Origin of the sequence: Nisaea sp. (assembly GCF_034670185.1) — a bacterium.
Taxonomy (GTDB): Bacteria; Pseudomonadota; Alphaproteobacteria; order Thalassobaculales; family Thalassobaculaceae; genus Nisaea.
On sequence record NZ_JAXMNY010000001.1, the window covers coordinates 722529 to 735645 of the forward strand.

General features: G+C 64.2%; 13 protein-coding genes. 10 read left to right on the top strand and 3 right to left on the bottom strand.

Going from position 1 to position 13117, the window contains the following annotated elements; all coding sequences use genetic code 11:
* Positions 1–318: 318 nt before the first annotated feature.
* Positions 319–903 (top strand): pesticin C-terminus-like muramidase, encoded by a 585-nt coding sequence (locus VOI22_RS03405; RefSeq protein ID WP_323795177.1) that lies wholly within the window; start codon positions 319–321, stop codon positions 901–903.
* Positions 904–932: 29 nt separating this feature from the next.
* Entirely contained in the window at positions 933–1676 is a 744-nt protein-coding gene (locus VOI22_RS03410) for a hypothetical protein (protein WP_323795178.1), read from the top strand.
* Positions 1677–1685: 9 nt separating this feature from the next.
* On the opposite strand, the gene ade is transcribed toward VOI22_RS03410, so the two are convergent.
* Together ade and VOI22_RS03420 are read right to left on the bottom strand one after the other, a co-directional pair.
* Positions 1686–3485: an adenine deaminase gene (gene ade / locus VOI22_RS03415; protein WP_323795179.1), complete on the bottom strand. Its 1800-nt coding sequence runs from the start codon at positions 3483–3485 to the stop codon at positions 1686–1688.
* Between the two features lie 157 nt (positions 3486–3642).
* Entirely contained in the window at positions 3643–3975 is a 333-nt protein-coding gene (locus tag VOI22_RS03420) for a metalloregulator ArsR/SmtB family transcription factor (protein ID WP_323795180.1), read from the bottom strand.
* 151 nt (positions 3976–4126) lie between these two features.
* On the opposite strand from VOI22_RS03420, the gene VOI22_RS03425 reads away from it, so the two are divergent.
* The 5 genes from VOI22_RS03425 (at position 4127) to VOI22_RS03445 (ending at position 9463) form a co-directional block, all read left to right on the top strand.
* Positions 4127–5110, top strand: coding sequence for a threonine/serine dehydratase (locus VOI22_RS03425; RefSeq protein ID WP_323795181.1), 984 nt, complete (start codon positions 4127–4129; stop codon positions 5108–5110).
* Between the two features lie 2 nt (positions 5111–5112).
* On the top strand, positions 5113–5784 hold the full coding sequence (locus tag VOI22_RS03430; protein WP_323795182.1) for an MIP/aquaporin family protein: 672 nt from the start codon (positions 5113–5115) through the stop codon (positions 5782–5784).
* Entirely contained in the window at positions 5777–6544 is a 768-nt protein-coding gene (gene arsH, locus VOI22_RS03435) for an arsenical resistance protein ArsH (RefSeq protein WP_323795183.1), read from the top strand. The genes VOI22_RS03430 and arsH overlap by 8 nt, the downstream gene beginning before the upstream one ends.
* A 229-nt stretch (positions 6545–6773) precedes the next feature.
* On the top strand, positions 6774–7238 hold the full coding sequence (locus tag VOI22_RS03440) for a hypothetical protein (RefSeq protein ID WP_323795184.1): 465 nt from the start codon (positions 6774–6776) through the stop codon (positions 7236–7238).
* 356 nt (positions 7239–7594) lie between these two features.
* Positions 7595–9463, top strand: a complete 1869-nt coding sequence (locus tag VOI22_RS03445) for a dihydroxy-acid dehydratase (protein ID WP_323795185.1) — start codon at positions 7595–7597, stop codon at positions 9461–9463.
* A 127-nt stretch (positions 9464–9590) separates the two neighbouring features.
* Here VOI22_RS03445 and VOI22_RS03450 read toward each other — a convergent pair whose 3' ends face one another.
* The gene (locus VOI22_RS03450) at positions 9591–9917 is read right to left on the bottom strand and encodes an SHOCT domain-containing protein (protein ID WP_323795186.1); all 327 of its coding nucleotides are present in this window, start codon (positions 9915–9917) and stop codon (positions 9591–9593) included.
* A 183-nt stretch (positions 9918–10100) separates the two neighbouring features.
* Here VOI22_RS03450 and VOI22_RS03455 point away from each other — a divergent pair, with 183 nt between their 5' ends.
* The 3 genes from VOI22_RS03455 (at position 10101) to VOI22_RS03465 (ending at position 13013) form a co-directional block, all read left to right on the top strand.
* A complete protein-coding gene (locus VOI22_RS03455) occupies positions 10101–11216 on the top strand; it encodes an LLM class flavin-dependent oxidoreductase (protein WP_323795187.1) in 1116 nt (371 codons plus the stop codon).
* 184 nt (positions 11217–11400) lie between these two features.
* The gene (locus VOI22_RS03460) at positions 11401–12663 is read left to right on the top strand and encodes an MFS transporter (protein ID WP_323795188.1); all 1263 of its coding nucleotides are present in this window, start codon (positions 11401–11403) and stop codon (positions 12661–12663) included.
* Between the two features lie 134 nt (positions 12664–12797).
* Complete coding sequence (locus VOI22_RS03465; RefSeq protein WP_323795189.1) at positions 12798–13013, top strand: DUF2892 domain-containing protein; 216 nt, start codon at positions 12798–12800, stop codon at positions 13011–13013.
* The last annotated feature ends 104 nt before the right edge of the window (positions 13014–13117 follow it).

Below are 13117 nucleotides of genomic sequence, written 5' to 3' on the forward strand. Positions count from 1 at the left end.
TAGGCGCACGGCGTCAAAAATTCGAATGGAAAACGCCTGGCTTTGGTCGGGCGTTTTTTTTTGGACATCTCGATCATCGGTAGCACGGCATGAAGGCGTGCAAAGTTTGACTTGATAAAATAGGAAAAAAATGATATTAATCCTATTATCGTTTGAGCTGTCTGATTGCTGGCACGGAATACTTTGCCAAAACCGTGATGTCAGACGGTAGCCGGTCCGGGATGGTTCGGCCCGGCGGCGGGATGCCTCTACCTGTTTCCAGACATTTTTCAGTATGACGTTCGCACTTTGCGCGGCGCGTACATTGGAGCATCCCTCATGGATATCGACTGGGCTTTTATCGCACGGCTCGAAGGCGGGCAGAGGCGCGACGGATATATACCGAAAGGCAAGGAGAAATCCGGCGTAACCGTCGCGACAGGCGTTGACCTTGGCCAGCACAGCGCCGCCGACCTGAATCGCATGGGCGTCCCGCCCGAACTGAAAGGGAAGCTGACACCCTATCTTCTGAAGTCAGGTTCCGAGGCTGCCCGTTTGCTTGAGAAGCATCCATTGCGTCTGACCTTGCAGGAAGCCATCGCGCTCGACCGTGCGGTGAAAAGCGATACCCTGCGCCGTTTCGTGCGTAAGTACGATCAGGCAATAGCCGCTGACGGCATCCGTTTTCAGCAACTTCCGCATGAAGTACAAACTGTCATTGCATCTGTCGTGTGGCAGTATGGAGTGAATATCGACATTCCGGCGAGCAACGGCGGCGCGCCAAAATTCTGGAGGCTCGTGACGGCGCAGGATTGGCAGGGAGCCTATGGCGAGCTGATGAATTTCAGCGATCTGTTTGGTACCCGGCGGCGGCAAGAGGGGGGATATCTGAAACGATGGCTCGACCGTCAGCCCGCAGATTGAGGCGTACTCTGGCCAGGACGGGTCTCGTCTTGGCCGTTCTGATTCTTGTCCCGGTGCCCGCGTTTTCCGCCGGGAAAGAGTCTGTCCCCACGATCGTTGACGGCATCCTCGTTTGGCAGCCGCGTTTCGGGGAGTTCGCGACGCAAGACCCGTCACCGCCCGGCCTTTCGGATCATCCGCATCTGACGCGGTTGACCCCACCCGATTGTGGCCGGCTCCGGGATCTGCTTGCCGGAGACGAGGAAGATTACCGTATCGGCATTGTGGCGTGGGATCATTTCCTGTTGCTGCCCTGCCTGCTGCATGTGCTGCAAAAGACGGCGCACCCGGCGCCTGTCGGCGGCATCGACATGGCTGACCCGGTCCCGGACATAGTGGAACGGCTCGATATCCGCTCCTTCCGCTCGTCGCTTGGGCCGGCCCTGCCGGACGGACAAGGCCCGGTCACGCTTCGCTATTTCTTCGGTGCGTCGGGGGCGGATCCGGACGCCGTCCTGACCCGCCGCCGGGACAGCTTTGACTATCTCTCCCGATACGACGGCAAGGAGTCTTGGTTCCGAAAACTCTCCCTGCTGGCGGCGGCGGACTGGGCCGGGGACGGGAAGGGCGAGCTGCTTGTCTCCTGGGAGGACAATAATCTCGGCGGGGGAACCTATTTCATCCTCGATCTGATGTTCCTGAAGGCCGAGGGTCCGGATGCGCCGATCACAGCCACACATGTCCAGGACTGGCTGTTCGTGCGCCGGGAGGCGATTATCCGGCTGCTGCGGTAACGAGGGGGCTCACGCGCCGCCCTCAATCAGCTCCGTCAGCGCGAACTTCGTCACATCCACCAGCCCGAGATCGCTGATCCGCAATTCCGGGATCACCGGCAGCGCCAGAAGGGAGTGCTGCATGTAGGCGTTGTTGAGAGTGCAGCCGCATTTCGCCATGGCGGCAACCATGCGGTCCGCCTTGGCGGCGACCTCGATTGCCGGATGGTCGGACATCAGCCCGGCGATGGGCAACTCGACGAGCGCCAGCTCTTCGCCGTCCTTCCAGACCGTGACGCCGCCGCCGACCTCGCCGAGGCGGTTGGCGGCCCGTGCCATCATCTCCCGGTCGGTGCCGACGACGATCATATGGTGGCTGTCATGGGCGACGGTGGAGGCCATGGCCATCCGCCCCTTGTAGCCGAAGCCGGAGACAAATCCGTTCACTACCCCGCCGGTGGCCCGGTGCCGCTCGACCAGCGCGATCTGGCACACACCGTCTTCACCTTCGACAATCCCGTCCGCGACCGGCAGCTCGGCGGTGAGCGCCTTGGTCGGCGCCTGGTTCTCGACCACGCCGATCACCTTCGCCGTGACCGCATTCGCGCCCTCGGGGGCGGCAACGGTGAAATCCGCCGCCGCGAGCGTCTTGCCCAGATGCACCGTGTGCCGGGCGGAGTCCGGCCAGTCGTAATGCGGGCAAGTGACGGTGATCTTGCCGTCCATGGCCACGGTTTCCCCGCGCGCGATGACATGCTCGATCGGCAGGCTCACAAGGTCCGAGGTCAGGATCATGTCGGCCCGGCGGCCGGGCGTGATCGAGCCCAGCTCCCGCTCCAGCCCGAAATGGGTCGCGGTGTTGATCGTCGCCATCTGCAGCGCCACCAGCGGATCGCAGCCGCAATCGATGGCATGCCGGACGACGCGGTTCATGTGGCCGTCATTCACCAGCGTACCGGAATGGCAATCGTCGGTGCAGAGGATGAAGTTCCGTGGGTCCAGACCCTTCTCCGTCACCGCCGTGATCTGGCTTTCGACATCGTACCAGGCCGAGCCCAGCCGCATCATCGAGCGCATGCCGTTGCGCACCCGGGCAATCGCGTCCGCTTCTTCGGTGCCCTCGTGATCGTCCGCCGGCCCGCCCGCCACATAGGCGCTGAAGGCGATACCTTTGTCGGGAGAAGCGTAATGCCCGCCGACGGTCTTGCCCGCCCGCATGGCCGCCGCGATTTCCGCCAGCATCTGCGGATCGCCGTTGATCACGCCGGGAAAGTTCATCATCTCGCCCAGCCCGATAATCCCGGGCCAGCTCATCGCCTCCGCCACGTCCTCGGCGCTGATCTCGAAGCCGGTGGTCTCCAGCCCCGGCGCGGAGGGGGCGCAGGAGGACATCTGGGTGAAGATATTGACCGGCTGCAGCAGCGCCTCGTCATGCATCATCCGGACGCCCGCAAGGCCGAGCACGTTGGCGATCTCGTGCGGATCGGTGAACATGGTCGTGGTGCCGTGCGGGATCACGGCGGCGGCGAACTCGGCCGGCGTCAGCATGCCGGACTCGATATGCATATGCGCGTCGCACAGCCCCGGGATCAGATACCGCCCGCCGCCCTCGATCACCCGCGTGTTCTCGCCGATGCAATGCGAGGCGTCCGGGCCGGTATAGGCAACCCGCCCCTCGGCCACGGCGACCTGCCAGTCCAGCACCTCGCGGCTGTGCACATTGACGAGGCGCACGTCGCGGATGACGAGATCCGCCGCCTCCCGCCCGGCGGCAACGGCAACCAGACGCGGCGCGGCCTCGGGCCAACTTTTCAGCGCAGAATCGGTCATGGATGTGCCTCCGGAACAGGAAATGGCTCGGGGGAGCCTCTATTTTATTTATGGCGGAGTGGGCGAGGATGCAAATTTGTGGATGAGCGTCGGTTTTTTTCTGACACGCGGTCTCGCAGGCGCATGGCATTGTCGGTCAGTGCTGTAATGCAGCCCGTTACGCTTCCAACCTGAGCAGGGACAGGATTTCCGAGCAGTTCTCGACCTGCCCGCCGCAGCAATCCGCGAGCAGAAAGCGGATCAGATCGTTAACTGCGACAAGGTTGGCGGCGTAGTGAATTTCGCGCTGGTGCCGGGTGGCAGTCAGGATTCCGGCGCGTTTCAGCACCGCGAGATGGCCCGAAAGGGTGGAGGGAACGGCGCCGAGGCGGCGCGCGATTTCCAGTGCCGGCAGCCCGCCGGGTCCTTGACGGACCAGCAGGCGGAAGACGGTGATCCGCGTCGGCTGGGCGAGTGCGGCAAAGGCTTCGATGGCACTTTCTTGATTCATGTTTCGGTAATACCCGAATTATCGAAGCTTGACCAGCCCGGCCCGGTAGCATAGAGGAGGATGTTAATTCGGCCATTGCCGAAATGACTTTTGCATTCCGCCGTCCTGCACCCGGTTAGGTGCGGGCGCACCTAATGGAGAATGCCGCGCCATGCCCCATGCTCACCCGGTCTCGCTCAAGGATATCCGCAAAGCCGTGCCCGAGCTGAAAGGCGTGGTCGCCCGCACGCCGCTGTTTGAGAATGCCGATGTGAATGCGCTGCTTGGTGGCCGTCTGCTGCTGAAGGCGGAATCCCTTCAGCGGACCGGTGCCTTCAAGATCCGCGGCGCCTACTGGCGGGTACTGAACATGAGCCCTGAGGAACGGGCACGCGGCGCGGTGACCTATTCTTCCGGCAACCATGCGCTCGGCGTGGCGCGGGCGGCACAGCTTCTCGGCTCGTCCGCCGTGATCGTCATGCCGGACGATGCGCCGGCGGCGAAGGTGGAGGCGGTGCGCGCCCTTGGTGCAGAGATCGTGACCTACGACCGCGACACCGAGAACAGCGCTGACGTGGTGTGGCGCATCGAGACGGATACCGGCCGGATCGAGGTGCCGCCGAGTGCACACCCGCTGGTGCTTGCCGGAGCCGGGACTGCAGCACTCGAGATGCTGGAGCAGGCCGCCGCGATGGACGCCATGCTCGATGCCGTGCTGGTGCCGTGCGGCGGCGGTGGGCTGACAGCGTCCACGGCGATTGTCATGGCGGAAGCTTCGCCGGCAACCGCCGTCTTTGCAGTCGAGCCGGAACTGTTCGACGATACCCGCCGCTCTCTCGAAGCCGGAGCGCGCATCGGCAATCCCAAGGGGCTGCGGACGATCTGCGACGCGATCATGACGCCGATCCCGAACGATGTGACCTTTCCGATCAATCTCGATCTTCTTGCCGGTGGGCTGGTCGCCTCGGATGACGAGGTGCGGGAGGCCATGCGGTTTGCCTTCGAGCATTTCAAGATCGTCACCGAACCGGGCGCCGTGGTCGGGTTGGCGGCGATCCTGAACGGCCGGATCGATATCCGGGACCGGACGGTCGCGACAGTGATCACTGGTGGCAATATCGACGCAAGGCGGTTTGCCGCTCTTCTGGAGGAATAATTATGCAGATGAAACGGCGCCTGACGGTGGAATGGCTCGGCACCTTTTCTCTGCTGGCCACGGTGATCGGCTCCGGCATCATGGCGGAGCGGCTGGCAGGCGGAAACGTGGCCGTGGCCCTGCTCGGCAACACCATCCCGACAGGCGCCATCCTGGTTGTCCTGATCACTGTGTTCGGGCCGATTTCGGGCGCGCATTTCAACCCGGCGGTGACCCTTTGCTTTACCCTTCGGCGGGAGATCGGGCAGCGTGACGCGGCGCTCTATGTCGTTGCCCAGATCTTCGGCGGAATCTGCGGCGTCCTGGCGGCGCATGTGATGTTCGACCATCCGCTGATCGATCCCTCGATGAAGGCGCGCACCGGCCTTGGCCAATGGGCCGGGGAATTCGTCGCCACCTTTGGTCTGGTCGGCACCATCCTGGCCTGCATCAAGGCACGACCAGCCGCCGTGCCGATGGCGGTCGGGCTGTACATCACCGCCGCCTACTGGTTCACCTCCTCGACCTCCTTCGCCAATCCGGCGGTGACCATCGCCCGCGGATTGTCCGACACCTTTGCCGGCATCGCGCCGGCCGACGTCGCGGCCTTCATCGCCGTGCAGCTGGTTGCCGCGGTGCTTGCCACCTTCTTCTTCCGCCGGCTGCTGGACGAGCAGGGAGAGGCCGATGACTGACATCCCGAACCTTGACGCGGAACACTTCCGCCCCATCGATCCCGAGCGGCTGTTTCCGGCGGAGCGGGCGACGCACGCGCCGCGGATTCTGCTGCTTTACGGCTCCCTGCGGGCGCGCTCCTTCAGTCGGCTGATGACGGAAGAGGCGGCCCGTGTGCTGACCCGCTTCCAGGCCGAGACCCGGACGTTCGATCCGAGCGGCCTGCCGCTGCCGGACGACGCGGAGGCCGATCACCCGAAGGTGCGGGAACTGCGTGAGCTGGTGGCTTGGAGTGAAGGCATGGTCTGGTGTTCGCCGGAGCGACACGGCGCCATGACCGGGATCATGAAGGCGCAGATCGACTGGATCCCGCTCTCCCTCGGAGCGGTGCGGCCGACCCAGGGCAAGACCCTGGCCGTGATGCAGGTCAATGGCGGCTCGCAGAGCTTCAATGCGGTGAACCAGCTGCGCATTCTCGGGCGCTGGATGCGGATGATCACGATCCCGAATCAGGCCTCAACCCCGAAGGCCTTCCTGGAGTTCGGCGATGACGACCGGATGCTGCCGTCGCCCTATTACGACCGCATGGTCGACGTCATGGAAGAGCTGGTGAAATTCACCCTGCTGACGCGGGACCGGTCCGATTACCTCGTCGACCGCTACAGCGAGCGCAAGGAAAGCGGCCAGGATCTGATCGACCGGGTAAACCGCAACCCCTCTTCGCCGCCCCCGGTGCCATCCCCGGATTCCGCCGGTCTGGCCGGAGAGCTGAGCGACTGATGGATTGGGCAACTCATCGGCGTGTCCTGACAATCAGGCCCATGCACGACGCCGGTGAGCGATGCGAAAAGCGACCGGCATTTCGAGGCTTTCGACGCCGGGAGCGGGCCTGGCAAGCGCCGGCTTCAGCGCCGCTACCCCTGCCGGGATATCGAATTATGGCTTTTGGATCGCTGCCCGGGGATGCTTTGATGACATCGAATGGTGTGAGCTGACCGAAGACCGCCTTATGCTGACCGAAAAATACCATATTGAGGGTACGCTGATCGAATCCGGGACGATGACCGGTTTCGAATACGCCTCTTATCGCGTCGGAGAGGAAGTCCTGCACCGGATCAAGGCAGTCGGCCCGATCAGTATCAGGGAGCGTCTGCCGCTCTATCGTGCGCTCACACGGCTGAACGTGTCGGGCTCCATGTTCGCCATCCTCGACAACCGCCAGCGGCACGAGAACAGTTACTCGGCCGAGGATATGGACGAGATCGTCGCGGTGTTGAAGGCGGGCGGCGTTACCGCTTTCTACGGTGCCACCGTCACCCGCGACCCCGACTACGACAAGATCGGTAAGCTCACCAACGCGCATATCGTGGTCTCTGGCCTGAACGGCCGGGTGATCGTGACCGCGGACCCGGAAGAGGCCGAAATCTTCATACAGGAGATGCTCTCGGCCCACGCCGCCGGCCGGAACGCGTGAGCGAAAGGCACGCAGTACTCCATGGCGGGGCAGGAATTGCGGGCGCTTCTCAGTCTGCAAACCGGGTCGAGGTCGTCAGGAAGGTCTTGAGCAGGGCGGGCCCGGTGGTTTCTGATGAAGCGAGCCAGCCATTGCCGTCCCTGATCTGGCTGGCCAATGCCTCGAGGGGCAGGAATTAAAGGGACACGATACCTAATTCGGATCTTCACATGCTCAGTCTCAGGTGCCCTCTTTAACAGTGCCGCCCCACACCCCTTTCCCTCACGCCCCCGCATGTCCTAATATCCGCTCCAAACAGCCCGGCGGCGTCAAACCGCCGTCCGCGTGATATGCGTCCACCCTGAGGAAATGCTCCCGTGAAGAATTCAAAGACCGTCCTTATCGACCGCCATCCGGGCCGTTCGGCCCAGACCATCGGGCTTGCCAATGCGCTCGGCACCGATCCGGAGCTGATCCACGAGCCGTCCGTCGGTGTGGTCGGCACCAAGGGCGACAGCCAGTGCTATCTCGGCGTGGCGGAGAAGGTGGAGGCGATCCACGAGGCGCTGAAGGGCCGGATCGGCCGGGAGGCGGGCAAGCTGCCGTTCCGTCTGGTGCAGCCGGAATTCACCATCGCCACCTCGGACGGGGTGCGCAACGGTACGCCGGAAATGCGCTACTCGCTGATCGGCCGCGAAGTCACCAACGACGCGCTGTGCGAGCATCTGGAGGCCACCGGCCTTGCAGGCACCATCGCCGTCGTCGCCTGCGACAAGCCGCCGGTCGGCACGCTGGCGGCGCTGCTGGAGCATAACCAGCCCGCCATCATCATGTCTGACGGCCCGATCCATCCGGGCAAGGACCCGGAGACGGGCGAGGCGCTCGATATCGTGTCGGCCTACCAGGTCGCCGGGAACCCGGACGCCGAGTTCCGGCACCGGATCTCCTGCAATGCCTGCCCGGGCATGGGCAGTTGCGGCGGCATGTTCACCTACAACACGATGCAGACCTTCATCGGCGTCGTCGGCATGCAGCCGCTGCACATGGTGGCCCCGGCCTCCGACGATCCGCGCCGCCTGAACGAATTCCCGGCCGAGCTGGTGCAGATTCTCTCCGAGATGATGAAGAACGACCTGAAGCCGCGCGACATCGTGGTCCGGGACAGCCTGCGCAACGCCATGATCGTCGCCATGGCCATCGGCGGCTCCACCAACGTGACACTGCACGCGCCGGAAATCGCCCGCGCCGCCGGGTTCGCCGATTTCTGGAAAGAGGTGATCACGCCGGAAGAGTTCAACCATCTGGCCGAGCATGTCGTGCCTGTGCTGACCGACGCGCGGCCCTACGGCAAATACTCGATGGTCGATATCGACGGCGTCGGCGGCGTGCAGGTGATCGTGCGCGAGCTGCTGGAAGCGGGCCTCTTGAACGGCGACGTGCTGACCTGCACCGGCGAGACGCTGGCCGAGCAGGTGAAGCGGCTGGAAACGAAGAAGGTCGACGGCACGGTGATCTATCCGGTCGCCAAACCCTACAAGCCGACCGGCGGTCTGCGCGTGCTCGGCGGCAACCTGTCGCCGGACTTCTCCGCCATCCTGAAGCTGGCCGGTGTCGAGGGCGGTCTGGACGACAACAAGTTCGTCGGCAGCGCCCGGGTGTTCGAGGGCGAGCCGGGGCTTCTCAAGGCGCTGGACGAGACGCCGGACGTGTTCAAGAACAACGATATCGTCATTGTCCGTTACGCCGGCCCGAGCGGGGCGCCGGGCATGCCGGAAATGCTGGACCCGACCTCGCGCATCACCACCCTGTGCCGCGAGAAGAACATCGTCATCGCCCTGATGACCGACGCCCGCTTCTCCGGCGGCTCGGTCGGCCTGGTGATCGGCCATGTCGGGCCCGAGGCGGCTATCGGCGGCCCGATCGCGCTGATCGAGGACGGGGACGAGATCGTCGCCGACCTGACCACGAACGAGCTGATCTGCCCCGCGCTGGAGGATCCGGCCACGTTGAAGGCACGCACGGCTAAATGGGAAAAAGAGGTCGCGGATAACGGCGGCATTCACCCGAATTGCGGTGCCGCCGACACCCGCCTGCTGCACCGCGCCCGCCACACGGCGGTCCCGGCCGTCCGCGGCGGCGGGTTGCACCCGAACCGCGAGGTCTGGGTCCGCGAGCCGCGCGAGGCGACACGCTCCGGCTTCGTGCCAAAGAACAAGTACCGCCCGGACAGCGTCAAGGCGTTCTGATCTTCCGGACGGGGTGAGACGAGAAGAGGGCCGGGGCATCGGAAGGTGCCCCGGCCTTTTTCATGCGCGGTGTACCCCGGCTTCAGCGCGTCACGTCCAGACATGCGGGGCCGGGGGAGCGTTCCGGCTATTCCAGCGCTTTGCGGCGTTCCTCGAATTCTTCCCGGTCAATCTCGCCCTTGGCGAACCGTTCCCGCAGGATCGTCAGCGCGCTGTCTTGCGCCCCGGCCGCGTCCGGTTTTGCCGTATGGCCTAAAGAGCGGAAGGCGTAAATCCCGGCGCCAACCAGGAAGATGATCAGGACCATCATCATGAATGGCCCCATGAACCATCCGCCGCCCATCATGTGGTGATATCCGCCATAGCCCTCTCCGGCGTCCGCCATTGCTGGCGGGGCGGTTAGGATGGTGAGGGCGGCGGTAGCCGTCGCCAGTAACAGGAAAGGCTGTTTCATCGCGAATTCCTCTGACCAATGGTGACTGGATTTCCATTCTGCTGCTTCCAGCCGGGGGAAGGTCAATGGGCGAAATGCGGGGTTTGTGTGCGTCTGGCCGCGAAGGCGACACCAGATCTCTTTCCCGCCGCCAAACCCGGTGCTAGCCTCGCTTTGTATACAAAAAAATCAGGGAGACTCTCCATGGCCAAGCTCGGCCTGTTCATGATGCCGCTGCATCCGCCGTCGCGGGATTTCGCGGACGTGCTGGAAGAAAACCGCCAGCTTGTGATCCTCGCGGACAAGCTCGGCTACGCGGAAGCCTGGATGGGAGAGCATTACACCTCGACCGCCGAGCCGGTGACCTCGCCGCTGCTGTTCAACGCCTCGCTGATCGCGGAGACGACGCAGATCACCTTCGGCTCCGGGGTGATCTCGTTGCCGCAGCAGCATCCGGTCGTGGTCGCGGGTCATGCGGCTTTGTTCGACCATCTGGCGCGCGGCCGGTTCATCTTCGGGATCGGCTCCGGCGGTCTGTCGAGCGATTGGGAGATTTTCGACAATCTCGACCACAAGGCCCGGGCCATGGCCATGGTCGAGTCGATCGACCTGATCCAGAAGGTCTGGACCGAGAATCCGCCCTGGACTCACGAGGGCGAGCATTTCACGGCGCGGATCGAGGATCGGGTGTTGCCGGAGATGGGTATCGGCCGCTTCATCCGGCCCTTCCAGCAGCCGCATCCGCCAATCGCCGTTTCGGTGCGAGGTGCCAATTCCATGACCGCCAATTTCGCCGGCCAGCGCGGCTGGTGCATGTTGTCCGGAAACTTCGTCCCGGCCGCCGATATCGCCACCCACTGGCCGACCTATGCGGCGGGCGCGGAGAAGGCGGGGCGCACGGCGGACCCGTCGGTCTGGCGCGTCGGCCGGTCCGTGCTGATCACCGACAGCGATGCCGAGGCGGAGGCGATGCTGGCCGATCCGGACGGGGTGTTCTCCTGGTACTACCAGTATCTCGGGGCGCAGGGGCGTCTTGCGAACGGCGACGCGCCTGGCTCCATCGACTGGGACGCGGTGAAGCGCGAGGCGATGGAGAAGGCGCGTGAATTCGTTATTGCCGGCACGGCGGAGACAGTGCTCGACAAGCTCATCGCCTTCCGCGACGAGATCGGCGATTTCGGCACCCTGATGCTGACCGGGCACGACATGGAGGGCACGCAGGACATGTGGCACCGCTCCTACACCCGGATGGCCGAGGAGGTCTGGCCGAAGCTGAATGGCTATATGGAAGGCAAGCGCGGCGCCCAGGCCGCGGAATAGGCCGCGCCCTCATCGAACCCCGATCCGGGCGGATGGATCGCGACGGCGGCTGCCGGGCCGCCGGACGGACCGGTCTTTTCCGATGCGGATCGTCATTCCTGCGAAAGCGTATGAGTGGCTGTCCGGTATCGCGCTATGATCGTTCCAGGCCCGGCGCTCCGTTCAGGAGGATGCTGGGGATTTCATGAACGGGAGAGTGGAGCTGAAGACAACCGCGCCTGCCGGAGACGGCGATGCGGGCAGCCGGACCGCTGGTCCGCTTTCCCTGATCGCCGATCCGACCTTCCGCAAGCTCTGGCTGATCGGCGTGCTTATGGGCGCGATGCGCTGGCTCGAGATGCTGGCTGTCGGAGTCTGGGTCTACGATCTCACGGACTCGCCGGTGCTGGTCGCGCTGATGACCATGCTCCGTCTGCTTCCCATGGCGCTTTTCGGATCGGTCACCGGGGTGATCGCCGACCGGCTTGATCGTAAGCTGCTGCTGGTGCTGTCGCTTTGCCTGATGGCAGGGGCGGCCGGTGTTCTGGCTCTCTCGGCCTGGGCTGGAACACTGACGCTCTGGCAGGTCGGGCTCGGCGCCTTCCTGTCGGGTCTCGGCTGGTCTACGGACCTGCCGGTGCGCAGGACGATCCTTGGTGAGTCCGTTGGTCACGCCCGTCTCGGCCCGGCGATGTCGATGGACAGCGCGTCCAACAATGCAACCCGGATGATCGGCCCGATAGCCGGCGGCGGTCTTTATGCCGCGATCGGCATGGCCGGCACCTATGCGGTTGCCGCTGTGTTCTATTTCGTGGCCGTGGTTCTGGCGCTGCTTGTGGTGTACCGGGCGGCGGACAAGGAGCCCCGGCCGCTCGCGCTGTTCCAGGAGATCGCCGAGGGCTTTGCCTATCTGCGCCGCAGCCGGGCATTGCTCGGCCATCTCGGGATCACCATCATCGTCAACCTGTTTGCCTTTCCCTATGCCTCCATGGCGCCGGTGGTCGGACGGGAGACCTTCGATATCGATCCGGTGCGGATCGGCCTGCTGCTGACGGTCGAGGGTGCCGGCGCCTTTGCCGGCGCCATGCTGATAGCCTTTCTCGCCTTCCCGAACCGGTTTCGCCGGGTCTATCTGCTGGGCTCCATCCTCTTTGTCTGCTGCATTCTGGCATTCTCCCTTGTCACCAGTTACACCGCCGCACTGCTGATCCTCGCGGTCGGCGGTTTCGGAATCGCCGGTTTCGCCTCGATGCAGAGCGCAATCATGTTCTCCGAGGCGCCGCCGGAAATCCGGTCCCGGCTGATGGGCATTCTCTCGGTCTGCATCGGCGCCGGGCCGCTCGGCATCCTGCATGTCGGCTGGCTTGCCGCGCTGATCGGCGGCTCCCAGGCCCTGACCGTGATCGCGCTTGAAGGCCTGGTGGCAATTGCTGTGCTGGTCTGGCGTGTCCCGGAGCTGCGTCGCTAGTGGTTGCCGCGGCGCCCTGGCCGCGGAGTAGGGGGCCGTCCTGACGGCCATGAGGCTGTGACGAGTTGTCACTGGCCGGGGATGGCTGGAGGTCTATAGTTCAACCATCGCCTGCTTTGACCGGAGGTCTCGCCATGATTGCGAATGTTGGAACTGTCGACCGTCTGTTGCGTCTTGTGCTCGGCGTCGTGCTGATCGCCGCGCCGTTTCTTCTCGACCTGCCGCTGCTCGTGAACCCGGCGCTGAAATACGGCCTGCCGGTGGTTGGTCTGATTCTCGGCGCAACCGCGCTGATCCGCTTCTGCCCGCTCTACGCGATCCTGGGTGTCCGGACGCACCGGGACAGCTGAGCACCTTTTACCCGGGCTGTTTCTTCGGGCGCTGGATCCTGTAGCCGATCCCGGATACTGAATTAGATCAATGCCGGGACCGGGGCGATGGATTATCCTATGCT